17 protein-coding genes are annotated in these 26,309 nt (G+C 64.1%); 12 read left to right on the top strand and 5 right to left on the bottom strand.

Annotated features, from left to right (window positions below; genetic code table 11):
* Positions 1-141 precede the first annotated feature (141 nt).
* On the top strand, positions 142-2,100 hold the full coding sequence (locus AC07VU_RS18835; protein WP_277589357.1) for a cation:proton antiporter: 1,959 nt from the start codon (positions 142-144) through the stop codon (positions 2,098-2,100).
* A gap of 49 nt (positions 2,101-2,149) precedes the next feature.
* Here AC07VU_RS18835 and AC07VU_RS18830 read toward each other — a convergent pair whose 3' ends face one another.
* Entirely contained in the window at positions 2,150-3,358 is a 1,209-nt protein-coding gene (locus AC07VU_RS18830) for an ammonium transporter (protein ID WP_087092777.1), read from the bottom strand.
* Positions 3,359-3,690: 332 nt separating this feature from the next.
* Here AC07VU_RS18830 and AC07VU_RS18825 point away from each other — a divergent pair, with 332 nt between their 5' ends.
* From AC07VU_RS18825 to AC07VU_RS18780, 10 genes are all read left to right on the top strand, one after another.
* A complete protein-coding gene (locus tag AC07VU_RS18825) occupies positions 3,691-4,005 on the top strand; it encodes an ElaB/YgaM/YqjD family protein (RefSeq protein ID WP_274304244.1) in 315 nt (104 codons plus the stop codon).
* 1 nt (position 4,006) lies between these two features.
* Positions 4,007-4,393, top strand: a complete 387-nt coding sequence (locus AC07VU_RS18820) for a phage holin family protein (protein WP_009044932.1) — start codon at positions 4,007-4,009, stop codon at positions 4,391-4,393.
* Positions 4,390-4,731 carry a hypothetical protein gene (locus tag AC07VU_RS18815; RefSeq protein ID WP_007923255.1) on the top strand — a complete coding sequence of 114 codons (342 nt, stop codon included), beginning with the start codon at positions 4,390-4,392 and terminating at the stop codon, positions 4,729-4,731. Before AC07VU_RS18820 ends, AC07VU_RS18815 begins: the two co-directional genes overlap by 4 nt.
* 135 nt (positions 4,732-4,866) lie before the next feature.
* Positions 4,867-6,030: an EAL domain-containing protein gene (locus tag AC07VU_RS18810; RefSeq protein ID WP_274304245.1), complete on the top strand. Its 1,164-nt coding sequence runs from the start codon at positions 4,867-4,869 to the stop codon at positions 6,028-6,030.
* Positions 6,031-6,325: 295 nt separating this feature from the next.
* Positions 6,326-7,657, top strand: a complete 1,332-nt coding sequence (locus tag AC07VU_RS18805) for a deoxyguanosinetriphosphate triphosphohydrolase (protein ID WP_150052484.1) — start codon at positions 6,326-6,328, stop codon at positions 7,655-7,657.
* An 858-nt stretch (positions 7,658-8,515) separates the two neighbouring features.
* Positions 8,516-10,138, top strand: a complete 1,623-nt coding sequence (locus tag AC07VU_RS18800) for a ShlB/FhaC/HecB family hemolysin secretion/activation protein (RefSeq protein ID WP_495030258.1) — start codon at positions 8,516-8,518, stop codon at positions 10,136-10,138.
* 111 nt (positions 10,139-10,249) lie between these two features.
* Positions 10,250-15,208 carry a hemagglutinin repeat-containing protein gene (locus AC07VU_RS18795; RefSeq protein ID WP_495030237.1) on the top strand — a complete coding sequence of 1,653 codons (4,959 nt, stop codon included), beginning with the start codon at positions 10,250-10,252 and terminating at the stop codon, positions 15,206-15,208.
* Between the two features lie 296 nt (positions 15,209-15,504).
* The gene (locus AC07VU_RS18790; protein WP_007931447.1) at positions 15,505-16,131 is read left to right on the top strand and encodes a response regulator transcription factor; all 627 of its coding nucleotides are present in this window, start codon (positions 15,505-15,507) and stop codon (positions 16,129-16,131) included.
* A gap of 107 nt (positions 16,132-16,238) precedes the next feature.
* On the top strand, positions 16,239-18,344 hold the full coding sequence (locus tag AC07VU_RS18785; RefSeq protein ID WP_495030236.1) for an ATP-binding protein: 2,106 nt from the start codon (positions 16,239-16,241) through the stop codon (positions 18,342-18,344).
* Between the two features lie 206 nt (positions 18,345-18,550).
* Positions 18,551-21,499: an HD domain-containing phosphohydrolase gene (locus AC07VU_RS18780; protein WP_495030235.1), complete on the top strand. Its 2,949-nt coding sequence runs from the start codon at positions 18,551-18,553 to the stop codon at positions 21,497-21,499.
* A gap of 6 nt (positions 21,500-21,505) precedes the next feature.
* Here the strand turns inward: AC07VU_RS18780 and AC07VU_RS18775 are convergent, their stop codons facing one another.
* Both AC07VU_RS18775 and AC07VU_RS18770 read right to left on the bottom strand, forming a co-directional pair.
* Complete coding sequence (locus AC07VU_RS18775; RefSeq protein WP_274304249.1) at positions 21,506-21,988, bottom strand: GAF domain-containing protein; 483 nt, start codon at positions 21,986-21,988, stop codon at positions 21,506-21,508.
* Entirely contained in the window at positions 21,985-22,875 is an 891-nt protein-coding gene (locus AC07VU_RS18770; RefSeq protein WP_277589364.1) for an ATP-binding protein, read from the bottom strand. The genes AC07VU_RS18775 and AC07VU_RS18770 overlap by 4 nt, the downstream gene beginning before the upstream one ends.
* A 164-nt stretch (positions 22,876-23,039) precedes the next feature.
* Here AC07VU_RS18770 and AC07VU_RS18765 point away from each other — a divergent pair, with 164 nt between their 5' ends.
* The gene (locus AC07VU_RS18765) at positions 23,040-25,361 is read left to right on the top strand and encodes a hybrid sensor histidine kinase/response regulator (protein WP_274306831.1); all 2,322 of its coding nucleotides are present in this window, start codon (positions 23,040-23,042) and stop codon (positions 25,359-25,361) included.
* Here the strand turns inward: AC07VU_RS18765 and AC07VU_RS18760 are convergent.
* Together AC07VU_RS18760 and AC07VU_RS18755 are read right to left on the bottom strand one after the other, a co-directional pair.
* A complete protein-coding gene (locus AC07VU_RS18760) occupies positions 25,345-25,806 on the bottom strand; it encodes a MarR family winged helix-turn-helix transcriptional regulator (protein ID WP_274304250.1) in 462 nt (153 codons plus the stop codon). The two genes, AC07VU_RS18765 and AC07VU_RS18760, sit on opposite strands and share 17 nt — an antisense overlap.
* A complete protein-coding gene (locus tag AC07VU_RS18755; RefSeq protein ID WP_274304251.1) occupies positions 25,803-26,288 on the bottom strand; it encodes a glutathione peroxidase in 486 nt (161 codons plus the stop codon). The genes AC07VU_RS18760 and AC07VU_RS18755 overlap by 4 nt, the downstream gene beginning before the upstream one ends.
* Positions 26,289-26,309 lie beyond the last annotated feature (21 nt).

Below are 26,309 nucleotides of genomic sequence, written 5' to 3'. Positions count from 1 at the left end.
CCCTGCGGCCAACAATGGCCATCGTCGAGCATTCTGCCAAACAGCTGATGCAGGTCAGCGCCGCCAACTTGCGGTTGAGCGACCCTCGCGGCTTTTTTTGCCTCTACGCTCTGTCATTACAACCGCCGCCCGGAGATGTCTGTGTTCGCCAATCTGTTGATCATCCTCGCTTCATCCCTGGTGGTGATCGCCCTGTTCCGCCGCCTGCGCCTGCCGCCCGTGCTGGGCTACCTGTGCGTGGGCCTGCTGGTGGGGCCGACCGCCTTCGGCTGGGTCAACGACAACGAAAACCTGCCAGATCTGGCGGAGTTGGGGGTGGTGTTCCTGCTGTTTTCCCTGGGACTGGAGTTTTCCGTATCGAAAATGCTGGCCCTGCGCCAGGTGGTATTCGGCCTGGGCAGCCTGCAAGTGCTGTGCAGCGGCGCCGTCCTTGGCGGCCTGCTGATTCTCGCCGGCGTACCGCTGATCCCGGCGCTGCTGCTTGGTGCAGGCCTGGCGCTGTCCTCCACCGCCATCGTCAGCAAGGAGCTGGGCAGCCTCGGGGAAATCTTCAGCAGCCACGGGCAGAATGCGATCGGCGTGTTGCTGTTCCAGGACGTGGTGGCCGTGCTGTTGCTGACCCTGGTACCGGTATTCGCCGGCAACACCGAACAGGCCTGGTACTGGGCCCTGCCCCTGACCCTGGGCAAGACCGCCCTGCTGTTCATCGGCCTGGCGCTGGCCAGCCGCTGGTTGCTGCCACGGCTGTTCCACGAGGTGGCCGCCTCCCATTCCGCCGAGCTGTTCGTGCTGCTGGCCCTGGTCATCGTCCTGCTGACCGCCTGGCTGACCCACCTGCTCGGCCTGTCCCCCGCCCTTGGTGCGTTCCTCGCCGGCATGCTGCTTGGGGAGAGCCGCTACCGGCACCAGATCGAGGCCGATATCCGGCCGTTCCGCGACATTCTGCTGGGGCTGTTTTTCGTCAGCATCGGCATGCTGATCGACCTGCAATTGTTCGCCAGCCATGCCCTGTTGGTCCTCGGCCTGACCCTGGCCCTGATGCTGATCAAGGGCGCCGTGGTGGCACTGTTGCTCAAGCTGCGCGGCAGCGACGGCGAGACGGCCTGGCGCAGTGGCCTGGCCCTGGCCCAGGGCGGCGAGTTCTGTTTTGCGCTGATGGCGCAGATGCAGCAGAGCCAGTTGATGCCGGCCGAGCTGAGCGGCCTGCTGTTGGCCGCGACCTTCTGTTCGATGCTGCTGACGCCCCTGCTGCTGCGCGCCGCCCCGGGCCTTGCCGCGCGCCTGCACCGCAAGCCGAACCAGGAGGCCCACCTGGAAGAAATCAGCGCCCTCAACGCCGCATTGCAGGACCATGTGGTGATCTGTGGATATGGCCGCGTCGGCCAGTCGATCGGCCGTTTCCTGCGCCGCGAACAGCAGCGCTTCATTGCCCTGGACGACGACCCGGTGCGGGTCCAGGAAGCCGCGGCCGGCGAAAGCTGCGTGCATTACGGCGACTCCCGCCGCGCCGAGCTGCTGGCGGCGGTCGGCCTCGAACGCGCGCGGCTGCTGGTGATTGCCGTGGACAAGACCGACATCGCCCTCAACGTGCTGAAAAGCGCGCGCCGGATCAACAGCGAAGTGCCGATCCTGGTGCGCACCCGGGACGACAGCCAACTGGCCGAACTGAAAGCCGCCGGCGCCAGCGAAGTGGTGCCGGAGCTGCTGGAGTCGAGCCTGATGCTGGCGTCCCATGCGCTGGTGATGCTCGGGCTGCCGGAACACCAGGTACAGATCAAGGTCGATGAGGTCCGCCACAACCGCTATCGCCTGCTGCATGGTTTCTACCATGGGGCGCAGACCGACCTGCTGGACAATCGCGGCCAGCCGCGGGTGCTGATGCATGCTGTCAATCTCGGCAGCGCAGCCCACGCCTGCGACCTGGCCCTCGGCGAGCTGGCGCTGGAGCAATTGGGCGTGGATGTGCAAGGCGTGCAGCGCGATGGCCGCGACCTGGAGCTGGCCGCCGGCACCCTGCTGCGAGCCGGCGATACGGTGTTGATGTCCGGCCCGCTGGCGGCCATCGAAGCGTCGGAGGCGCGCCTGCTCGGCGGCCAATGATCAGCGGCAAGCGGCCCTGGCCGGGTACTCCAGCCTGGGCCGCATGAGCTCAGTCCTGGCTGACCGCGCCGATCTTGTGCAGCGACAGGTCGGCGCCGTAGTACTCCTGCTCCTGCGTCAGGCGCAGGCCGCAGAGCGCCTTGATCGCGCCGTACACCATAAAGCCGCCGACCAGCGCCACCAGCACGCCCAGGCCGGTACCGATCAACTGGCTGACCAGGCTGACGCCGCCCAGGCCGCCCAAGGCGCTCTGGCCGAAGATCCCGCAGGCGATACCGCCCCACACGCCGCACAGCCCGTGCAGTGGCCAGACACCCAGCACATCGTCGATCTTCCAACGGGTCTGGGTGGCGATAAAGCACCAGACGAACAGCGCGCCGGCAATCGCCCCGGTGATCAGCGCGCCCACCGGATGCATCAGGTCGGAGCCGGCGCAGATCGCCACCAGCCCGGCCAGCGGGCCGTTGTGCAGGAAGCCCGGGTCGTTGCGCCCGACGATCAGCGCCGCCACGGTGCCGCCGACCATGGCCATCAGCGAATTCACCGCCACCAGCCCGCTGACCGCCTGCAAGGTCTGCGCGCTCATCACGTTGAAGCCGAACCAGCCGACAATCAGGATCCACGACCCCAAGGCCAGGAACGGGATGCTCGACGGCGCGAACGCAACCAGCTTGCCGTCGCGATAACGACCGTTGCGCGGCCCGAGCAACAGCACCGCAGCCAGCGCCAGCCAGCCGCCCATGGCATGCACCACCACCGAGCCGGCGAAATCATGGAAGCCCGCGCCAAAGTTCTCCTGCAACCAGGCTTGCAGGCCATAGTTGCCGTTCCACACCAGGCCTTCGAAGAAGGGATAGATAAAGGCCACGATCAGCGCCGTGGCGCAGAGCTGCGGGACGAACCGCGCACGCTCGGCAATGCCGCCGGAAATGATCGCCGGGATGGCCGCGGCAAACGTCAGCAGGAAGAAGAACTTCACCAGCCCGTAGCCGTGATCGGCGCTGATCACCGCCGCCGGTTGCAGGAAGCTGACGCCATAGGAGATCCAATAGCCTATAAAGAAATAGGCCAGGGTCGAGACCGCAAAGTCGCTGAGGATCTTCGACAAGGCGTTGACCTGGTTTTTCTGGCGCACCGTGCCCACCTCGAGAAAGGCGAAGCCGGCATGCATGGCCAGGACCATGACCGCACCGATGAGGATGAACAGGGTATTAGAACCATGGACCAGAGTGTCCACAGCGCTTTGCAGATTTTCCATGGAATGGGCAGACCTGATATTCAGGAAAAAGCCGCGAGCCGCTCGAACGTTTTTTTGCACCAACTTGGCACCGAAGGTCCTGTCGACCCAGGTATTACGACCCATTTTGGCGCGACGCTTTTGCGAGAGGGATGTATCGCTCGGGGTGTTTCCATAAGTGTTGATTTTTTAGGGTAAGGTTTTAGCTGCCAGGCAGCGCATCCTGCGCGCTTTCGGCGCAACCACCCGTGTTTACGCACCAGGACAAAGCAAAAGCTGTACCAGACAATTGCACTGAACCTTCGCGCAAGGCTCATACTCGAACCCTTCAGAACGCCACTACGGAGATAACCATGGCCAGCAAAACCACCAAGACAGCTCAAGAAACACTGATGGCGGACTTTCAGGCACTGGTCAGTGACACGGAACGTCTGCTGGAACACACCGCCACCCTGACTGGCGACCAGGCAGACCAATTACGCACGCAGATTCACGACAGCCTGCTGCGCGCCCGCGAGACCCTGCAACTGACTGAACAATCGCTGCGCGAACGCGGCCAGGCGGCAGTCACCGCCACCGAAGACTATGTGCAGAGCAACCCCTGGCAAGCAGTGGGCATCGCGGCGGGCGTGGGCTTTCTGATCGGCCTGCTGGCGACCCGGCGCTGATATGGCTATCGGTGAATCCGGCTCCACGGCGGGCCAAGGCTCTTCAACGCGTCGCCTGGGCGCTGCTTTCCTGGGTTTGTTGCACAGCCACGTCGAACTGTTCGGCATCGAGTTGCAGGAACAGAAAGCCAGAACCGTCAGCCTGCTGCTGTTCGCCGGGCTGGCCCTGGTGTTCGCCCTGTTGCTGTTGATAGGCCTGTCGGCGCTGGTGCTGATCCTGTTCTGGGACACCTATCGCCTCACCGCCATCATCGGGCTGTGCGTCTTCTATACGCTGGCGGCGCTGTTCTGCGCCCTGCGCCTGAAGGCGGCGATTTTCGACGAGTCCTCGCCCTTCCACGCCACCCTTGAAGAGCTGGCCAACGACAGGGAGCGCCTGCTGCCATGAGCCTGCCTGACATCCCGCAAACCAACTCCCGGCGCGAGATGCGCAAGGCGCTGATCCGCCTGCGCATGGAAATGCACCGCCAGGAAATCCGCCACGAATCCCAACAGTTGCTGCAACCCTTGCAGCGGGTCCGGGGCCTTGGCCAGAGCTGGCAACAGGGCTTGGGCATCAAGCACGCGCCGTTGTGGGGCGTGGCTGCCGTGACCCTGTTGGGATTTCTCACCGGCAAAGGCGCCAAGAGCGGCAGCGTCAGAAGCTTCGCCCGGCTGGTGCGGCTCAGCGCCGGCCTGTTGCCGCTGATCAAGCTGGTCATGCAAGGTTCTTCGAACAAGCACTGAGCCGCCATCTGGCTGCATTCTTGCAATCATTCCCGCAATAGCTGCGCACCCGGCCTCTCCCACGAGAGGTCGGGTCGTGCCTGCCTGTTGCGTCGGCGCAACGCCAGGATCAACAAGATCAACCAAGGAGGCCCCGTGATCGACGGGCAACCGCTTGCCTGCTTTCAACCCTTCATCGACACCGCCACCGGCCGTATTGCCGGTGTCGAAGCCCTGGGCCGCCTGCGCCAACCGAACGGCCAACTGCTGTCGGTCGGCCCATTGTTCAACGATCCCCGGACCTCCTCGAGCGCCCTGCGGCGGCTCGACCGGCTGATTCGCGCCGACGCCCTGAGCCGCCTGCATGAAGCGCCCGCCGACTGGTTCCTGAGCATCAACATCTCGCCCCGCTGGATCAGCCGCCTGCGCGCCGGCCAGCCCTTGCCGAGCCTCAGGCAATTGCAGCAACAGGGCGTCGATCCGCGGCGCGTGGTCTTCGAAATCACCGAACTGAGCGGCAACAGCCAGCGCCTGAGCGAAGTGGTGGCGCGCTACCGCGAAGCCGGTGTGCGGATCGCCATCGACGACTTCGGCGCCGGTTACTCCCAGCTCGACCGGGTGCTGGCCCTGCAACCGGACATTCTCAAGCTCGACATGCGCCTGTTCCAGGCCGCGGCCCGTGGCGGGCCCAGCAGCGACGTGGTCAAGGCCCTGGCGCAGATGGCCGAGAAAACCGGCTGCTGGATCATCGCCGAGGGGGTCGAGAGCGAAACCGAACTCAACTTCGCCCTGGAATGCGGCTCGCGGTATGTCCAGGGCTTCCTGTTTGCCCGGGCCGAGCAGGCGTTCTTCGCCAGCGATGCTTTCGTCGCGCCTTTTGCCCGGGTGCGCCAGCGCTATGTGCAACAGAAACTGGCCGAGCGCGGACGCCTGATGCAGATGCGCCAACAACTCACGGAGCTGATGACCCTGCTGCAGGACTGGGCCCAGGCCCGGGCCCCGATCGAACGGTTGCCCCAGCTGGATGCCTTTCCCTGGTTGCTGCGTTTCTATCAGTGCGATCGCCACGGCACCCAGCTGACGCCGAACCTGGAATGGCGCCACGACCGCTGGCAGGCCGACCACAGCTACGTCGGCCACAACTGGTCGTGGCGTCCGTACTTCTATCACCTGCTGGCCGAAGGCTGGGACGAGCGGCGGCTGACCCTGTCGAACACCTACCGCGACGCCACCAGCAACCAGTACTGCCTGACCGCCGGGCAGTTCTTCGACAATGGCCAGCGCCTGCTGTTGATCGATATCGATGCCGCGGGGCTTTAGGGTCTGTACGAAAAGTCGGCGAGCGAAGGTCAGGCAAGGCAAAAACAGGCGAGGAACGGCCGGGGTCGCGTTCGACTTTAGGGGCCTAAATGAGCATTCCGATCGGACTCGCGCACGAGCCTGTTTTTAACGCAGCATGGCCTGCGTAGCGCCGAAGGCGCCCAGCGCGCAGCCACTTTTCGTACAGAGCCTAGTGGCGTGCGTGGTCGGCCCCGTTATTCAGCGTGTTCCCCTTGCAGGCGCTGGCGCGAACCGGGAAGCTAGCCCATCAGTCATTCGACGGAGAGACCCCGCCTTGGATTGGCATACCCTGCTTACCCGCGAACGCCTCGGAAAGCCGCTGCACAGCCCTGAAGAGCTGGGCCGCAGCCCCTTCCACAAGGACCACGACCGCATCATCTTCTCCGGTGCCTTCCGCCGCCTGGGCCGCAAGACACAGGTGCACCCGGTGTCCAGCAACGACCACATCCACACGCGCCTGACCCACTCCCTGGAAGTCAGCTGTGTCGGTCGCTCCCTGGGCATGCGGGTCGGCGAGACCATTCGCGACGCCCTGCCCGAGTGGTGCGAACCCAGCGACCTGGGGATGGTGGTGCAATCGGCCTGCCTGGCCCACGATATCGGCAACCCGCCGTTCGGCCACTCCGGCGAAGACGCGATCCGCCACTGGTTCCAGCAGGCCGCCGGGCGCGGCTGGCTGGACGCCATGCACGAAAACGAGCGCAACGACTTCCTCAACTTCGAAGGCAATGCCCAGGGGTTCCGGGTGCTGACCCAACTGGAATACCACCAGTTCGACGGCGGCACGCGGCTGACCTACGCCACCCTCGGCACCTACCTGAAGTACCCCTGGACCGCGCGCCACGCCGACTCCCTGGGCTACAAGAAGCACAAGTTCGGCTGCTACCAGAGCGAATTGCCGTTGCTCGAACAGATCGCCACCAGGCTCGGCCTGCCGCAACTCGAGGAACAACGCTGGGCCCGCCATCCGCTGGTGTACCTGATGGAAGCCGCCGATGACATCTGCTACGCCCTGATCGACCTCGAGGACGGGCTGGAGATGGAGCTGCTCGACTATGCCGAAGTCGAGTCGCTGCTGCTCGGGTTGGTGGGCGACGACCTGCCGGAAACCTATCGCCAGCTCGGCCCGCGGGACTCGCGCCGGCGCAAGCTGGCGATCCTGCGCGGCAAGGCCATCGAGCACCTGACCAACGCCGCCGCCCGGGCCTTCGTCGAACAGCAGGACGCCCTGCTCAGCGGCACCCTGCCGGGCGATCTGGTGGAGCATATGCACGGCCCGGCCAAGCGTTGCGTGCTCAATGCCAAGGACATCGCACGCAAGAAGATCTTCCAGGACAAGCGCAAGACCCTGCACGAGATCGGCGCCTACACCACCCTGGAAATCCTCCTCAATTCGTTCTGCGGCGCCGCGCTGGAACAGCACGGCGGACGCACGCCGTCGTTCAAGAACCGGCGGATTCTCGACCTGCTGGGCAACAACGCGCCGGATCCGAACGGCTCGCTGCATGCCTCCTTCCTGCGCATGATCGACTTCATCGCCGGCATGACCGACAGCTACGCCAGCGAAATGGCCCGGGAAATGACCGGGCGTTCCAGCCCGCAATGACCCGCCGTCGAGCGGCTACCTCGCGTTATCGAGGTGGCCGTTCGAACGGTTTCTCGTGAGTCGACAACTAAGGGATTCCCCTAGTCTGTTGTAAGGCAGTAACCGGACACCGCCGTTACTTCAACTTTGACATCCCGGCCATTTCACACTGCATTGAGAGTGCCGTTCACTTCCAGCAAGTTCGCCAGGCGCCATCCAGATCGACAATATTCCACGCAACCGCACCCACCTAGAGCACTTGCTCTATAACTAGCGACATTGACCGATACATGCCGCCCGATAAGCAAGCCAACTAGGCTGAATTAAACAGATCGTTAACGACACAACCAAACATCCTACCTTTACCTTTCGATACATCTGCCTAGCCTTCAGGCAGAAACCCTTGCAGCACAAGGCCCCTAAGGATTCCCCACGATTACAAATTCCGTACAAATCGACTTTATCGTTTCCGCTAGTCTCGAACCGTAATGGGTTAACCAGGATTAATTTCACTCCGCGACAGATCGTTCCCCTTTCATGACCCTGCCCGAATGATCGGTGCAAAAAACAAATAGCAAGCGAACTAAGTACCCACACTAAAACTTCGGCTTCACCTGTTAGTTCAGCAGGCATTTGCAAAATAATTTCACCCCTCGCTGTAACAAAGAGCACGCCCAGGACTCAAGCGTCAAAATGGAAGTGAGTACACGGAATGAATCCGTGTCGATAAGTTGTTCCCGCACTTCCTCATCCGTTTTCCACTATTAAGGATGTCGAGTGCCCTATACGTCCTCAAGTCACCCAAGCTGTCACCCTGGCCTGCGCGGCTGGTTGCTGCTCTCGCTGCTGGCCGGGGCCCTGCCCGTGGCCGCCGCCGATATGCCACAACCGGGTCAGGAAGCCCTGCGCCTGCAGCAACAGCAACAGCGCGACCTGCAACAACTGCAGCTGGAACAGCGCCAGCGCCAGTTGCAGCGCGGCAGCTTCGGTACGCCGGCGGTGGCTCCCGCCGAAACCGCCCACGGTGGCGAGGATGAACAGTGCTGGGCCCTGAGCGGCACGCGGATCGCCGGTGTCACGCTGTTCAAGAAAGACCAATTGAACCGCCAGCTCGAACCCTATATCGCGCCCTGCATGGGCGTGAACGGGATCAACCGCCTGTTGGCGCAGATCACTCGGATCTATGTCGAGGCCGGCTACATCGCCAGCCGCCCTTACCTGAGCAGCGCCCCCGCCGCCGGCCATTCGCTGGATATCGTGGTCGACGAAGGGTATGTCGAGGCCGTCGAACTGGCCGACCAGAGCCTGCCGGTTTCCCTGGCCGGGGCCTTTCCCGGCATGCTCGGCGAACCGCTGAACCTACGCGACCTGGAACAGGGCCTGGACCAGCTCAATCGCCTGCGCTCCCTCGACCTGACCGCCGATATCGCCCCCGGCAGCCAGCCCGGCGCCTCGCGGATCATCCTGCGCTCGCGCAGCAGCGGCGCTTCGCGCTGGGCCCTGGGGCTGGGTGTAGACAACCTCGGCAGCGCCAGTACCGGGCGCGATCGCAACTCCGTCAACCTGAGCCTCGACAGCCCGCTGCAACTCAACGACGCGCTCAACCTGAACTTCAGCGACACCCTCAATCACGGCCCGCGCTACAGCCGCAGCGCCAGCGTTTTCTACTCGATCCCCTACGGCTACTGGACCTACAGCCTGTTCGCCAGCCATGCCGAGTACCGGGCGCCGTTCAAGCTCAGCAGCGTGACCTTCTACAACAGCGGGCGCACCGACCTGCTCAGCCTGCGTGCCGACCGCGTGCTGTGGCGCGACCAGGGCCACCAGTTGAGCGCCAACCTGCAACTGGCCCACAAGGATGTCGACAGCTACCTGGAGAAGGTCCGCCTGGGCATCCAGAGCCCGACCCTGACCGTGGCCGAAGCCGGGCTCAACCTGTTCTGGCTCGACAGCGCGGTGTGGAACCTCGACGTCAATTACGCCCAGGGCCTGACCTGGTTCGGCGCCGACCGCGACTCGCAACAGGTGCAGAAAAACCTGCCGCAGGCGCAGTTCCGCAAGTACCGCGCCAGCCTCAGCCAATGGCGCAATGGCCGCTTCGGCAGCCAGCCCTGGCAGTGGCAGAGCCAGCTGTCGCTGCAGTACAGCCCCGACCCGCTGCCGGCCATCGAACAACTGCTGGGCACCGACGACTCCGCCGTGCGCGGCTATCGCGAAAACAGCGCCTCGGGCGCCATCGGCGGGATCTGGCGCAACACCCTGCGCTTGCCGTTGCAGAACGATCTGCCGGTCAAGCTGACCCCGCGCCTGGCCTTCGATCACGGCCGGATCAAGGCGCAAGAAGGCGCCAGCAGCGAGCGCCTGAGCAGCGCCAGCATCGGCCTGAACCTGAGCTGGAAGAACCTGCAAGTCGACGTCGACTACCAGCACAGCCTGGAAACACCCGAGCGTTTTCACCATGAATCGCCCACCTGGCTGACCCGCCTGAGTGTGCAGATCTGAGGTTCCGCGAACCGTGCATCAGCCTGAAAAAAACAGCCGAGCCTGAACACCACAGCAGCGTTGCAACGAACAACGCGCACTGCCACTCGGCCCACACATAGAGAGCTTCTTATGCCCGATAACACATCTGTGTTTCACCTGTCCCCCAGGGGCAAACTGCGCCTGGCCATCGCCAGCCTGCTTCTGGTCTCCCATCTGCCGCAGGCGCTGGCCGGCGGCATCACCGTGGCCCCGGGCCCGGGCGGCATCCCGCAGCTGCAGAACCAGAACGGCGTACCTATCGTCAACATCGTCGCGCCCAACGGCGCCGGGCTCTCCCATAACCAGTTCCTCGACTACAACGTCGATCGCCAGGGCGTGGTGCTGAACAACTCCCTGCAAGCCGGCGCCTCGCAACTGGCCGGGCAGCTGGCTGCCAACCCGCAGTTCCACGGCCAGGACGCCAGCGTGATTCTCAACGAGGTGATCAGCCGCAACGCCTCGGCGCTCAACGGCGCCCAGGAGATCTTCGGCCGCGCCGCCGACTATGTGCTGGCCAACCCCAACGGCATCTCGGTCAACGGCGGCAGCTTCATCAATACGCCGAACGCCAGCCTGCTGGTCGGCCGCCCCGAGCTCAACGACGGCAAGCTGCAAGCCCTGAGCACCCGCGACGCCAAGGGCCAGTTGACGGTCGAGGGCCGAGGCCTGAGCAACGCCAAGGGCAGCATCAACCTGATCGCCCCGCGCATCGACAGCCAGGGCGACCTTACGGCCGGCGACCAGCTCAACCTCACCGTCGGGCGCAACCGCGTGGACCCGGCCAGCGGCAAGGTGCTCAGCACCGACCCGGCCGGTAACACCCAGGAGCAGCGCATCGACGCCAGCCTGTTCGGCGCCATGCAGGCCGGACGCATCAACATTGTCAGCACCGCCGAAGGCGCGGGCGTGCGGGTCGGCGCGGTGCAGGTCAAGGGCCGCGACGGGGTGGATATCGCCTCCGCCGGCGACCTGCACATCAGCGGCCAGGCCAGGCCCGACAGCCTAGACGCCATCCGTGCCGGCGTGCACAGCAGCCAGGGCGACGTGCAGTTGCGCAGCGGCCAGGACCTGACCCTCGCCGCCACCGATGTCAGCGCTCGCGATATCAAGCTCGATGCCGGACGCAACCTCACCCTGAGCGCCATCGAAAGCCGCAAGCTCCAGGAAAAGCGCGAGCAGTGGCACAACAGCACCATCGGTATCACCTGGGAGACCTATGACCGCACCCTGACCGACAGCGACAGCCGTCAGCACGGCAACCAACTGACCGCCCGCCGCGATGCCGAGCTCAAGGCCCGCGCCAACACCGAAATCCAGGCCAGCCAGATCAAGGCGGAAAAAAACCTGACGGTCGACAGCGGTGCCGACCTGCGCCTGACCGCCGCCACCGAAACCCACGAACAACGCGACCAGGGCCGGCACCGCAAGCACCTGTGGAAAGCCGACTGGGACAAGTCCAGCAGCGAACAGCGCAGTATCACCAGCCAGTTGGAGGCCAAAGAACAGTTACAACTGACCAGTCGCAAGCAGCTGCAACTGCAGGGCGCCGAACTGGCCAGCAACAATATCGAGCTGACCGGGCGCCAGGTGGACATCACCAGCGCCAGCCGCACCCAGAGCAACAACGACAAGTCCTACTCCGGCGACCTGGTCGGCGGTAGTTTCTTCGGCAAGAACGGCGACGGCGACAAGGGCAAGACCCTGAACAAGGGCAGCAAGGTCAATGCCAAGGGCGACCTGATCGTCAAGGCCGACGAAGTCCGCATCAGCGGCAGCCAGGCCCGTGGCGGCAAGCAGGCCAGCGTGATCAGCGAAAACGGCTCGCTGATCATCGACGGCGTGCAGGACCGCTCCCACGACAACAGCTACAGCAAGGACAGCAAGTTCTTCGGCATCACTAAGGACGAAAGCCGGCAGAACCGCAAAGACAGCACCACCGTCACCAGCGACCTGCGCTCGGACAGCAACCTCGAGCTTAAAAGCACCCAGGACATCGCCATCAGCGGCGCGCAAGTGACCGCGACCGGCAAGCTCGAAGCCAAGGCCGACGGCGACATCAAGATCGACTCGGTGCAAAACAGCTCGCAGAGCGAAAGCACCACCCACACCCGTGGCTTCGACGCCTATGCCAAGGAAAATGCCCCGGGCACCCGGCAATACCGCGCCGGCGTGCGTTACGAAGACCAGCAGAAAACGGTCAAGACCGACGACACCCAACAGCAGGGTTCGAGCCTCAGCGGCGGCAGCCTGCAAGTCGCAGCGGGGGGCAACCTGAGCGTCAAGGGCGGCGACCTGAAAGCCACCCACGGCGATGCCAGCCTCAGCGGCCAGCAGGTCGAGCTGCTGGCCGATCACGACCAAAAGAGCAGCAGCACCGACACCCGCACCACCGGCGGCGGTTTCTACTACACCGGCGGCCTGGACCGCGCCGGCAACGGTGTGGAGTTCGCCCACAGCAGCACCCAGGACACCCGCGATACCCGCACCGCCAACACCACCGGCATCAATGCCACCGGCAACCTGACCATCAAGGCCGGCAACGCCCTGGTGACCGAGGGGGCCCAGGTCAAGGCCGGCGACAAGCTACTGGTGAAGGCCGAACAGGTCGACAACCGCGCGGCGCACGACAGTGAGTCCACCAGCCACAAGGAAAACACCTGGAGCGCCGATATCGGCGCCAACGTCGAATACAAGGGCCTGACCCGCCCGGTGGAAAAAGCCATCGAAGGCGTGGCCCAGCGCAAGTTCCATCAACCGGGCCTGCTCGATGCCCTGGAACAACCCAATGTTGGCCTGGACGTGGAAGTCGGCCACCAGAACAAACAGCGCACCGAGCAAGGCAGCACCGCCGTGGTCAGCCAGTTCACGGGTGGCCAGGTCGAGGTCAAGGTCGCCGGCCAGCTGCAGGATGAAGGCAGCCGCTACGAGGCGACTCAAGGCGCGCTGAAGATCGACGCCGGCAGCCAGGTGGCCAAGGCCGCCAGCGATACCCACAGCAGCAGCGAGCAGGCACTGGACGCCAAGGCCGGCGTGCGGGTCTACACCACCACTGGCGAGGACGTGAACGTACGTGGCAGCGGCGCCGGCGGCAGCAGCGACAAGCGCAGCGACAGCAGCAAGGCGGTAGTCGGCAGCTATGTGGGCAAACAGGGTGTGGACATCGCGCTGAACGGCGATGGCCAGTACGAAGGCAGCCGGTTCGATGGCGGCGACGCCGGCGTCAAGCTGCACAGCGGCGGCGAACTGGCGCTGAACCAGGCCAATGACCGGCAGAACAGCAGCGACTCCAGCCTGCGCGGCGATGCCTCGCTCACCGTCGGCAGCGCACCGGGCGCCAACGGCAATAACCTCAACCTCGGCGCCGGCGTACAACTGGACCACAAGCGCCTAGATCAGCAGGACAGCCAGGCGCGAGTGGCGACTATCCAGGGCAAGGGGCCGATCGAGTTGACCAGCGGCGGCGACCTGATCCTCCAGGGCACCACCATCGGCAGCAAGACCGCCAAGACCGGCGACATCAACCTGAACGCCGGCGGCAAGCTCGACCTGCAGGCCGCGGTCGATACCCATAGCAGCCAGGGCAGCAACCTCGGTGGCGGCCTGACGGGCGGCGCCAGCAAGACCAGCAGCGAGCAGAGCAGCGGCAAGAGCGCCAACCTGAGCGCCAACTTCAACATCGGCCGGGTCTCGGAACAGGACCAGAACCAGACCGGCGGGCAACTGCACAGCAATGGCCAGGTAACACTCGCCAGCGGCTCCGACAGCACTACCGCGCTGCACCTGCAGGGCACCCGGATCGAGGCCAAGGGTGTCACCCTCAGCGCCGACCAGGGCGGGATCTACCAGGAGTCGGCGCAGTCCACCCAGGCCCACAACAACTGGGGCCTGACCCTGGGTGCCGGCGGCAACGGCGGCAAGACCACCCGCGCCGACGCCGGCGAACACGACTCGCCGAAAACCGATCGCGGTATCCATGCCCGGGCCAAGATCGACGTCGAGCAACTGCACAGCACCACCCAGCACAACAGCCTGATCAAGGCCGACCAGGTGACGCTCAATAGCAACGGCGACACCCATCTGGCAGGGGCGCGCATCGACGCCAATCAGGTCGATGGGCGGATCGGTGGCGATCTCAAGGTAGAGAGCCGCAAGGACCAGCTCAGCAGCACCACGGTCAACCTCGACGCCCGCCTGGACGCGGAGAAGAACCAGCCTGGCGTGGTCGACAAGCTGACCAAACAGACCGGCCCGCTCAAGGACAAGCTGCAGGCCAAGGCCGAAGGCGGTTTCGACAAGCACCGCGAGAAGCTGGAAAACGTCGTCGACAAAGGCACCGAACGCCTGACTGCGGCCAAGGACAACCTGGTGAACAAGGCCGAAATCGTCAAGGAACGCCTGGGCGAGAAATTCACCCGCAGCGGCAGCTATGACGTCAACCCGGAACCCAAGGGCGCCTTCGGTCGCGGCGTGGACAAAGCCAAGAGCTACCTCGCCGACAAGACCGAAGCCTTGGGCGATCGCTTCTCCAGCCTCAAGGAACGGGTCTGGCCGAAAACCAGCGACAGCTACGCCGTCAGCGAGAAAACCGGCGCTGGCAGCAAGCTGACCAACACCGCGCAAGGCGTGCTGTTCGGCGACAAGAGCGGCAACACCTCCTACACGCCGACCCTGAACCTGAATGTCAGCCGTCAGAGCAAGGACAGCGTGGCAGAGGCTTCTGGCATCAGCGGCAGCCGCGGGGTCAACCTGCAGGTGTCGGGTGAAACCCAGCTGAGCGGCGCGCGGATCGGCGCCAGCGAAGGCAAGGTCGACCTCGGCGGCTCGACCGTCAAGAGCACCGCACTGGCGGGCACGGATTACCGCGCCGACGTCGGGCTCAACCTGTCGAAGTCGCCGGTCAACCTGGTCCTCGGCGCCAAGGATGAGCTGACCCGCAAGCAGGACGACGCCACCCGCAACGACCAGGCGTTCAACCTGGGGCCGCTGCGCGTCGGTGGCCATAGCGACAGCCAGCTGCTGCAGGCCGGCATCGATCAGAAAGCGCCCTGAGGCAAGCGCTCCGTGATCGGCTGCCCCCCATGAACGGGGGGCAGCCTTGCCTGGCTCCCTTCTCTTCTCAGCGCCCTTTATTGCCCTGCGAAAAAGTGCACTAAACCTCCAACATCTCCTTACCTTTTACATGGCTGGATACCCATTCCTACTTTCAACTGAAAAACCGCTGTAATCCGAAACCGTCTTTCATGTAAGAACTGCCTTATTGTCCCCAACCCCGCCTTAACCCGCATATATCCACTGTCCTGCCTGCGCTAAGGTCCAGACCTGTATTTATTTCCACGGGTTTGACCATGAGTTCTGTTTTCATCATCGACGACCATCCCGTTATCCGACTGGCCATCCGCATGTTGCTGGAACATGAGGGTTATAAAGTCGTCGGCGAAACCGATAACGGTGTCGATGCCCTGCAAATGGTTCGCGACAGCATGCCGGACCTGATCGTGCTCGATATCAGCATCCCCAAGCTCGACGGGCTGGAACTGCTACTGCGTTTCGGCGCCCTGGACAAGTCCTTGCGGGTGCTGGTGCTGACGGCGCAGTCGCCGGCCCTGTTCGCCGCGCGCTGCATGCAGGCTGGGGCCTGCGGCTATGTGTGCAAGCAGGAAGACCTGAGCGAAGTGCTCAGCGCCATGAAGGCGGTGCTATGTGGTTACAACTACTTTCCGAGTCATGCCCTGCAAACGCCGCGTCAGGATGAAACGGCAAACAACGAACTGAGCCGCTTGATGTTGCTCAGCGATCGGGAATTGATGGTGTTGCAACTTTTTGCCAAGGGCAGCACCAGTACGCAAATAGCCAACAGCATATTTCTCAGTGGCAAGACCGTCAGTACCTATAAAAAAAGAATCATGCACAAACTTCGCGCGACTTCCATGGCGGAACTTATCGAGTTGGCACAACGTCACGAACTGGTGTGAGAAACAGGATGTTCAAACCCATTCTTTATTATTTAACCCTGACGGCCACGGCAGTTTCGCTGTTCCTGTTGTTTGGCCTGGTCGAGGCCGGGCAACCAGAGTCCGCAATGACATCCCTCCCTCAGTGCCCAAACACGGCGCCTTGTCTTGAATCGGCCGCCGCCCCGCCTCTCGATAACGGCCATCGCGGGCTGCTCCTGCTCGCAGGCCTGGGGCTCGGCGTGCCGCTGCTGGCGTCCCTGGGCTGGAATGCCTGGCTGCACCGGCGACTGACCCAGCAGCAACAGGCCACCCATGACTTCAGGCAGCAGCTCGCCTTCATGCAGGCCTGGATCGACGGCGTGCCGCATCCGACTTACGTGCGCGACCGCCAGGGCCTGCTGCAAAGCTGCAATGCCAGCTACCTGGAGCGCTTCGCCGCCCGGCGCGAAGAGGTCATCGGCAAAAGCCTGTTGCAGGGACTTTTGGACGATCCCCAACAGGCCCGCGAATATCACACCGACTACCAGCGCGTCATGGCGCAAGACAGCCCGCTGCTGCGTGACCGGCCACTACGCCTGAACGCAGAGGAGCTGACCGTCCAGCACTGGGTCCTGCCCTACCGGGACGCGAACGGCGAGGTCCAGGGCATCATCGGCGGCTGGGTCGATATCAGCGAACGCCATCGGCTCAGCGACAGCCTCAAGACCTCCCTACAACAGGCCGAAGCGGCCAGCCTGGCGAAAAGCGCTTTCCTGGCCAGCACCAGCCACGAACTGCGCCGCTCCATGAATGCCCTGATCGGGGCGCTGGAACTGCTGCGGCAGCGCTCCGACAGCCAGTCCCAGGATCGTCCGGTCATTGAAATGGCTTATCGCTCGGCCCGGGCGATGCAGGGCCTGGTCGACGACACCCTCGATATCGCCCGCATCGAATCGGGGTGCCTGGACCTGGCGCCCGAATGGCTCGAGCCGCGTGCCCTTGTCGAATCCATCGTCAGGGAGTTCGACAGCCAGGCCCGGGAGAAGCACCTCAAGCTGCTACCGACCTTCCACTCCAGCGTCGAGCCGGCCGATGTGCTGCTCGACCCGCTGCGTTTCAAGCAGGTCCTGGGCAACCTGCTGCACAACGCGATCAAGTTCACCGAACAGGGTCAGGTCAAAATCCATCTCGACCTGCAAGCGGCCACGCAGCCGCAACAGGTGCGGCTGATGCTGCAAGTGACGGACAGCGGCATCGGCATCGACGAGCAGGATCAGCACAGGCTGTTCGAACCCTTCTTCCAGGCCCAGGCTCGCACCCCCTCCCGACCTGACGGCGCAGGGCTGGGCCTGACCCTTTGCCGCCACCTCTGCGAGCTCATGCAGGGCACGCTGCAACTGACCAGCCAGCCGGGCATAGGCACGGAAGTCCGGGTCCTGTTGCCGCTGGCCTGTCAGCCAGCGCGAAAACCCGCGCCCCTCGTCGAGCCACTCATTGCCCCTGCCACCCGGGCCTTGAACGTACTGGTGATCGATGACCATGCGGCGGACCGCCTGCTGCTGAGCGAACAACTGCACTTTCTCGGGCACCGCTGCCGCACCGCCGAAGACGTCGAGCAAGGCTTCGAGCTCTGGTGCAAGGGGTTCTTCGACCTGCTCATCGTCGATTGCAACATGCCGGGCATGCACGGCTATGAGCTGATCCGCGCCATCCGCGAGCATGAACGCCTGGAGTCCCGCGCGGCTTGCCGGGTATTGGGGGTGACCGCCAGCCCCCGACCGCAAGAGAGACAGCAGTGCGAACAGGCCGGCATCGATGACTGCCTGTTCAAGCCTGTCGGCCTGGCGACCCTCGGCCACAAACTGGCTGGCCTGCAACCGCGGCCCTGGAATGGCGTGTTCAGCCTGAAAGCGCTGCGCACCCTGTCCCGTGGCAAACCGCAGTTCGCCCTGCGCATCCTCACCGAACTGCTGCATTGCAGCTACCGGGACCGCCAGCAACTGATGGCCCTGCCCTGCGAGCCCCCGCCCCAGGCACTGGCGGAACTCGCCCACAAGATCAAGGGCTCGGCCCTGATGGTGCAGGCAAAAGACCTTGAAACGCAGTGCGAAGCCCTTGAGCAGGCTGTTTTGCAAGACGCGGACAGGCAAACCCTGATGCAGCGCAGAACCGCCCTGGAACAGGCCATGCTCAAGCTCGAACGGGCCCTGCTGTGGCAAATCGATCAACAGCACAGCCCGGCCACGACCTGATCCCCATCACCAGCGCAGCAACTTGTGGTGCGGCTAGTTGCCAGGCAAATATCAAAAAGCCACTATCTTTTCAGTCGGCCCCAAACGCCTCATGGCAATGCAATTCGCAACGCCCCCCGGAGCTGCCTCCCCTGAGCGCAATGCACCTACCTTAACTATGCTCAAACGTTGAGTTGCGCATCACGCGCCCCCTGGAGAGAGCTGCAATGCCAAGCACGCTGTCATTCGATAAACGCCGATTTCCTCTCCATGTGCATATCAGCGTGATGTTCACCTGCCTGCTTCTGCTGACCGGCGTGGTGCTGGGCTTTTTCAATTACCAGCAGACCACCCGCATCATCCTTTCCAGCAGTGAAAAACTGTTCCAGCGCATCGAACAGGACGTGCAACTGGACCTGAAAGCGACCTACGAACCGATTCGCCATCTGCTCAGCCTGCTGGTGGGCAACCCGGCCATCCAGGCCGGCGACCTCGAGCAACGCCTGACGCTGCTTGGGCCTTTCAGCCAATCGCTCAAGGACAACCCCGACCTGGCCTCACTCTATGTGGGTTATACCGATGGGGATTTTTTCATGGTCCGGCCCTTGCGCACCCAGGCTTTGAAACAAGCTCGCCAGGCCCCTGAAGCCGCGGCCTATGAAGTCTGGAGCATCGAGCGTGACCGCCACACCGGGCAACTGCATTCGCAGTCGCTGTTCTATGACGCCAGCCTCGGCCCCGTCAGCCGCCGCGACAACCCCCAGGAGTCCTACGACCCGAGCGCCCGCAACTGGTTTGCGGGCGCCAAGGACGACACCAATCAGATCACCACCGAGCCCTACGTCTTTTTCTCGACCCGCAACGTCGGCACCACCCTCGCCCGCCGCAGCGGCAACCAGGCGGTGATCGGGGCCGACCTGACCCTGGAACAACTCTCGGCGACCCTGGCCAAGCATCGGGTCACGCCCAGCACCGAAATCGCCCTGGTGGATGGCAATGGCCATGCCGTGGCTTATCCGGACAGCCGTCGCCTGATCGTCGAAGAACAGAGCGCCCGGCTGATCCGCGCCAACGACCTGAACCCGGCTCTCGACGCGTTGCTGCAAGGCAAGGCCCAGGGCAACCGCCTGCGGCTCGGGGATCGCCAATGGATAGTTGCCAGCCGGCACCTGCAGGAAGGTGGACCCGGTGGGTTGCAGCTGGCGCTGCTGGTGCCCGAGGACGAGCTGCTGACGGATGCCTATCGCCTGCGCTGGCAAGGCGCGCTCATCACCTTGGGCATTCTGCTGTTGTGCCTGCCGCTCGGCTGGCTGACCTCGCGCGTGCTGGTCAGGCCGCTGCGCGCCCTGGTGCAGGAAGCCGATGCCATCCGCAGCTTCGATTTCGATTACCCGCTGACCCGCCGCTCACCCGTGCTGGAAATCGACCAGTTAAGCGTGTCGATGGCCCGCATGAAGGAAACCCTCGCCAGCTTTTTCGAGATCACCGCCAGCCTTTCCGCGGAAACCCGCTTCGACCCGCTGCTGCAACGGGTGCTGGTTGAAACCATGAAGATCGGCCAAGCCCAGGCCGGGCTGATCTACCTGCGCGAAAACGATGGCATGAACCTCAAGCCCCACGGCCTGATCATCGCCGGTGTTGTCCAGGACCTGCAGGCGTTCGATGTACGCAGCCAGGACATCCAGCACGAGGCAAGCCCCGCATGGCTGCAGCAACTGGCGAACGGCGAGAGCCTGGTCACGACCCTGGGGTTCGAGCAGGCGGCCGACCTGCAAGGCGTGCTGCTGGCGATGAACTGCCCCAGCGTGCACCTGATCGGTATCCGCCTGCACAATCGCCACAACGAAACCGTCGGCATCCTTGTGCTGCTGCTGGCCGACAGCGGCCAGGAAGCCGACCTGGAAAAACTCGGCCCGGACCGCGTCGCGTTCCTGCAGGCGGTTTCCGGCGCCGCGGCGGTCAGCATCGACAGCCAGCGCCTGCAGAACCGGCAAAAACAATTGCTCGACGCCTTCATCCAGCTGCTGGCCGGCGCGATCGACGCCAAGAGCCCTTACACCGGCGGGCATTGCCAGCGGGTGCCGGCGCTGACGCTGATGCTCGCCCAAGCCGCCGCGGCCAGCCAGCAGCCGGCGTTCAGCGCCTACCAGCCCAGCGAAGATGAGTGGGAGGCCTTGCATATCGCCGCCTGGTTGCACGATTGCGGCAAGATCACCACCCCCGAGTACGTGGTCGACAAGGCCACCAAGCTGGAAACCCTGAACGACCGCATCCATGAAATCCGCACCCGCGTCGAGGTACTCAAGCGCGATGCCTGGATCGACTACTGGCAGGCTCGCGCCCAGGGTGGCGATGAGGTTTCCCTGGCCGCGACCCGCGATGCAAGCCTGGTGGAACTGGACGACGACTTTGCCTTTATCGCCCATTGCAACCTGGGCACCGAAGCCATGGGCGAGGCCGATCTGCAACGGCTGGCGAGGATCGCCCAGCGCACCTGGAGCCGGACGCTGGACGACCGCCTGGGCGTGTCATGGGAAGAAAACCACCGCCAGCAACGCACACCGGCGCCGACCCTGCCGGTCACCGAACAGTTGCTGGCCGACAAGCCCGAGCATCTGATCGAGCGCGCCCCTTCCGAGCTGATCCCGGCGGACAATCCCTGGGGCTTCAAGCTCGATGTCCCGCCTTACAAATACAACCGTGGCGAGCTGTACAACCTGAGCATTGGCAAAGGCACGCTGACCCGGGAAGAGCGCTACGTGATCAACCATCACATGGTGCAGACCATCCTGATGCTCAACCACCTGCCCTTCCCCAGCCACTTGAGCAGCATTCCCGAGATCGCCGGCGGCCATCACGAGAAAATGGATGGCAGCGGTTATCCCAAGCAGCTGAAACGGGAGCAGATGAGCCTGCCGGCGCGGATGATGGCGATCGCCGATATCTTCGAAGCCCTGACGGCGGCGGACCGCCCCTACAAGAAGGGCAAGACCCTGAGCGAAGCGCTGGGCATCATGGCAACCATGTGCCGCACTGCCCATATCGATCCGGAACTGTTCGGGCTGTTCATCCAGACCGGGATCTACCAGCAGTACGCCGACCGCTTCATGGAACCGCAGCAGATCGACGGGGTAGACCCCGAGGCCGTGCTGGGCAAGGCCGGGCTCAGGGACTGACGAGGCTCAGCAGGCGGTCAGACGCAGGAAGATCGCCGCCAGGCGCTCGATGCCGGCCTGGTCCTCGAGGGTGAAGCGGGCGATTTTCGGGCTGTCCAGGTCCAGCACGCCGATCAACCGCCCTTCTTTGACCAGGGGCACCACCAGTTCACTGTTGGAAGCGCTGTCGCAGGCGATATGCCCGGGGAACGCGTGCACATCCTCGACCCGCTGGGTCTGCCGGCTCGCCGCGGCCGCGCCGCACACACCACGACCGAATGGAATGCGCACACAGGCGATCTGGCCCTGGAACGGGCCGAGCACCAGTTCCTCGTTGCGGTTGAGGTAGAACCCGGCCCAGTTCAAGTCGTCCAGCTGGTTGAATAGAAACGCCGAGAATTGCGCGGCGTTGGCGATGAAATCGCGCTCGTCGGCCAGCAACGATTCCAGCTGGGCGCACAGCAAGGCATAGCCGTCCAGGCCTTTGCCGGTGTTCTGCAGATCGATCATGCTTTTTGCTCCAACAACTTCAAACCTACCCAGTAGCGCGCGAACTGATACGCGCAGCGACCATTGCGATTGCCACGGCCGGTGGCCCAGCGCACGGCGAGGATGTCCAGGGCTTCGTCACGCTGCCATTGCAGGCCCGCCTTGCGTCCCAACTCGCCGATCCAGTGCTCGACCACGTTCAGGTAGTGCTCCTGGGTGAAGGGGTAGAACGACAACCACAGGCCAAAACGGTCCGACAAGGCAATCTTGTCTTCCACCGCTTCGCTCGGGTGCAGCTCGCCATCGACGCGCTTCCAGTTCTCGTTGTCGCTTTCCTTCTCCGGAACCAGATGCCGGCGGTTGGACGTGGCGTACAGCAGTACATTGTCCGGGGCCTGCTCCAGCGAGCCGTCGAGCACGCTCTTGAGTACCCGGTAGTCGCCCTCGCCCGACTCGAACGACAGGTCGTCGCAGAACAGCACGAAACGCTGCGGCAGCTTGACCAGTTGCTCCACCACCCGCGGCAGGTCAGCCAGGTGATCGCGCTCGATCTCGATCAGGCGCAGGCCGTGCCGGGCATGCTCGGCCAGCAGCGCGCGGACCAGCGACGATTTACCGGTGCCGCGCGAGCCCCACAGCAAGGCGTGGTTGGCCGGCAGGCCGTCGAGAAACTGCCGGGTATTGCGCCCCAACTGGTCGCGCTGGTTATCGACCCCGATCAGGTCGGACAGGCGCATGTCCAGGCTGACCTCCAGCGGCAGCAGGAAACCGCTGCGGCCCTCACGCTGCCAGCGCGCGGCCAGGCATTGGGTCCAGTCGATGGCTTGTCGCGGCGCGGGCAACAGCGGCTCGATACGCGCCAGAACCGCATCGGCGCGCTCAAGAAAAGCATTCAATCGAGATTCCACGACTTCTCCTCGGGCAGGTTCCCAGTAATGATGTGGCACGCAGACGCAACGACCTTCTGCATGCCTGGTCTACCGCAGGCGAACGGCGCCGGGCCCTGCCGGCACACACTGACGATCAGCTATGCTTGCCCAGCGAAGGGAAACGGAAATTGGTTCAACACCCCATGGACATCAAGTTCACCAACCGCCTGTCTTACAAGCAAGCCAGGCTCACTGTGCTGGTCGGGTTTGTCCTGGGGACGGCGCTCAGTCTGCTGCAAATCGGCATCGATTATGCCAGTGAAGATGCCTCCATCAACCGGGAAATCAACGCGCTCCTGGAAATCAGCCACAATCCGGCCTCGCGTATCGCCTATAACATCGACGCCGAGCTCGCCCAGGAGCTGACGCTTGGCCTGCTGCGCTCGCCGGCGATCATCCGCGCCCGGCTGATCGACAACAACGACACTTTGCTGGCCAACGTCACCCGACCGGCCCAGCAAAGCCCCTACCGGATGCTCAGCGACTTCCTGTTCGGCGCCAAGCGCGAGTTCCAGGACCGCCTGTACCTCGACCACCTGCCCTCGGAATCCCTCGGCGTCCTGCACCTGGAAGTCGACACCTACTCGTTCGGCAGCCGCTTTCTGCGCCGTGCGGAAATCACCCTGATCAACGGTTTCGTGCGCAGCCTGATCCTCACCGGGCTGCTCCTGGCGCTGTTCTACGTGATGCTGACCAAACCCCTGGTCGGCGTCATTCGCGAACTCAGCGGGCGCGATCCGCGCAGCCCCGACCAGACCCGGCTGGACTTCCCGCCCAGCCACGAACAGGACGAGATCGGCGTGCTGGTCAAGGTCGCCAACCAGCAGTTCGACAACATGGCCACCGAGATCCAGCAACGGCGCAATGCCGAAAACCGCCTGACCGACTATCTCGGGCAGCTGGAAAACATCGTCTCGGCGCGCACCACCGAGCTCAAGGCGATCAACGACCGGCTGAGCCAGTCCAACGAAGAACTGGAAGTCGCCCGTAGCACCGCCCTCGACATGGCCCAGGCGCGTGCCGCCTTCCTGGCCAATATGAGCCATGAAATCCGCACGCCGCTCAACGGCCTGCTGGGCATGATCGCCCTGTCGCTGGACAGCCCGCTGAACGCCGAACAACGCCAGCAACTGTCGATCGCCCACGACTCCGGCAAAGTGCTGGTGGAGCTGCTCAACGATATTCTCGACATGTCCAAGTTCGACGCCGGCCAGCTGGAGCTGGAGCGCATCCCCTTCGACCTCGGGGTACTGGTGGAAGACACCGCCAACCTGCTGTCGCAGAACGCCGCGCCGAGCGTCGAGCTGGCCTGCCTGATCGAGCCGGAGTTTCCGGCCCTGGTCCTCGGCGACCCCACGCGCGTGCGGCAGATCGTCAGCAACCTGCTGTCCAACGCCCTCAAGTTCACCCGCTTCGGCCGTGTCGATGTGCGCCTGCGTACGTTCGAGGACGGGGTCAGGATCGAAGTCTGCGACACCGGCATCGGGATCGCCCGCGAGGCCCAAGTGAAGATCTTCCAGCCCTATACCCAGGCCGGTGCCGGGATCACCCGGCAATACGGCGGCACCGGCCTGGGCCTGGCCCTGACCTACAACCTCTGCGAAGCCATGCAGGGGCGCCTGAGCATCAGCTCGGAGGTGGGTTTCGGCAGCCAGTTCTGTGCCGACCTGCCACTGCCCTGCCACACACCAGCCAGCCCACCGCCGCCGCTGCACGGCCAGGTACTGGCCATTACCTCCGAAAGCAGCGGCCTGGCCGAACTGTTGAGCGTGCAGTTGCCGTTCTGGGGGCTGGAGTATCGGCGCTGCGATCTCGATGAGTCACTGCTCGGGCAGAAGCCGGACCTGTTGATCACCGACTGCCCGGAATGCCTGTTCGGCCTGCGCCCGACCATCGGCGCGCCGATTCTGCTGGTCACCGCCTACGGCAGTTTCCTGCCCAGCGAAGAAGCCAGCGCCCTGGCGCCGTTGCAGCAACAGGCGCGGCCATTGGCGCGCAACGCCCTGTATCAGACCCTGCGCCGGGCCCTGCTGGCCGAAACCGCGGTGATCAATGAAACCCAGCTGGAAACCCTGGCGCCCCTGCGCCGCGCCTTCATCCTGCTGGTGGAGGACAACCCGGTGAACCAACTGGTGGCCAAAGGCATGCTGAGCAAGCTCGGCTGCGAAGTGACAGTCGCCTCTCAGGGCGCCGAAGCCCTGGACGTGCTGGAGCACCAGCATTTCGACCTGGTGCTGATGGACTGCAACATGCCGGTGATGGATGGCTACGAGGCCAGTCGGCAGATCCGCCGCAGCGGCCGCTGGCCGGACCTGCCGATCGTCGCCCTGACCGCCAATGCCATGCCCGAAGAGCGCGAGCGCTGCCGGGCCGCGGGCATGAGCGACTACCTGTCCAAGCCCTTCCGCCGTGAAGAGCTGATTGCCCTGCTGGACCTCTGGGTGCCGACTACGACAGCGCTTTGACCTGGGCCAGCAGACGGTCCAGGCCATGGCGCAATTCGCTCAGGCTGTCGAGGTCGACCCCGCTGTCGCATAACAGCGCCGCCTTGAGCGGCGGCACCTGATCGCGCAGCGCCAGGCCGGCCGCGCTCAGGCTCAGGTGCACCTCGCGCTCGTCGCGGGACGATCGCTGGCGCTGCACCAGTTGCAGCTGTTCAAGGCGCTTGAGCAACGGCGTCAGGGTCCCGGAATCCAGCGCCAGGCGCTCCCCCAGCGCCTTGACCGTCGGCAGCTCGGGGGGCGCGGCCTGCCATTCCCAGAGCACCAGCATCACCAGGTACTGCGGGTAGGTCAGCCCCAACTGGTCGAGCATCGGCTTATAGCCCCGCACCACGGCCCGCGAGGCGGCGTACAGCTTGAAGCACAGCTGGCTGTCGAGTTTCAGCGAATCGGCGAACAGGTCGGTCATTTGAGCAGGGCTTCGATCTCACCGGTCAGGTCCTGGGGCTTGGTGGCCGGGGCGAAACGCTTGACCAGCGCACCATCCTTGCCGATCAGGAACTTGGTGAAGTTCCACTTGATGCCCTGGGAACCCAATACCCCCGGCGCGCGTTTTTTCAACTGCACGAACAGCGGATGCGCCTCGGCGCCATTGACGTCGATCTTCTTGAACAGCGGAAAGCTGACGCCGTAGTTCAGCTCGCAGAACTCGGAAATGGCCCCTTCGTTGCCCGGCTCCTGCTTGCCGAACTGGTTGCAGGGAAAGCCCAGCACCACCAGGCCCCGGTCCTTGTAGGCCTGCCACAGTTCTTCCAGGCCCTTGTACTGCGGGGTGAAACCGCACTTGCTCGCAGTGTTGACCACCAGCACGGCCTTGCCGGCGAAGTCGGCCAGGGTCTTTTGCTCACCCTTGATGGTGGTGCACGGGATGTTCAGCAATGTGTCACTCATGGTGCGGACTCCAGAAATGAA

It is taken from the genome of Pseudomonas sp. GW821-FHT02B10, from assembly GCF_059421865.1.
The sequence above is the reverse complement of the archived record's forward strand: the minus strand, read 5'-3'. Positions and strand labels throughout refer to the sequence as shown.

Bases quoted from the DNA above. Each gene is read 5' to 3' on its own strand.
- AC07VU_RS18780 (WP_495030235.1), top strand. From the start codon at position 18,551: ATGCCAAGCACGCTGTCATTCGATAAACGCCGATTTCCTCTCCATGTG.
- AC07VU_RS18820 (WP_009044932.1), top strand. From the start codon at position 4,007: ATGGCTATCGGTGAATCCGGCTCCACGGCGGGCCAAGGCTCTTCAACG.
- AC07VU_RS18755 (WP_274304251.1), bottom strand. From the start codon at position 26,288: ATGAGTGACACATTGCTGAACATCCCGTGCACCACCATCAAGGGTGAG.
- AC07VU_RS18795 (WP_495030237.1), top strand. From the start codon at position 10,250: ATGCCCGATAACACATCTGTGTTTCACCTGTCCCCCAGGGGCAAACTG.
- AC07VU_RS18790 (WP_007931447.1), top strand. From the start codon at position 15,505: ATGAGTTCTGTTTTCATCATCGACGACCATCCCGTTATCCGACTGGCC.
- AC07VU_RS18785 (WP_495030236.1), top strand. From the start codon at position 16,239: ATGACATCCCTCCCTCAGTGCCCAAACACGGCGCCTTGTCTTGAATCG.
- AC07VU_RS18760 (WP_274304250.1), bottom strand. From the start codon at position 25,806: ATGACCGACCTGTTCGCCGATTCGCTGAAACTCGACAGCCAGCTGTGC.
- AC07VU_RS18830 (WP_087092777.1), bottom strand. From the start codon at position 3,358: ATGGAAAATCTGCAAAGCGCTGTGGACACTCTGGTCCATGGTTCTAAT.
- AC07VU_RS18815 (WP_007923255.1), top strand. From the start codon at position 4,390: ATGAGCCTGCCTGACATCCCGCAAACCAACTCCCGGCGCGAGATGCGC.
- AC07VU_RS18825 (WP_274304244.1), top strand. From the start codon at position 3,691: ATGGCCAGCAAAACCACCAAGACAGCTCAAGAAACACTGATGGCGGAC.
- AC07VU_RS18800 (WP_495030258.1), top strand. From the start codon at position 8,516: ATGCCACAACCGGGTCAGGAAGCCCTGCGCCTGCAGCAACAGCAACAG.
- AC07VU_RS18765 (WP_274306831.1), top strand. From the start codon at position 23,040: ATGGACATCAAGTTCACCAACCGCCTGTCTTACAAGCAAGCCAGGCTC.
- AC07VU_RS18775 (WP_274304249.1), bottom strand. From the start codon at position 21,988: ATGATCGATCTGCAGAACACCGGCAAAGGCCTGGACGGCTATGCCTTG.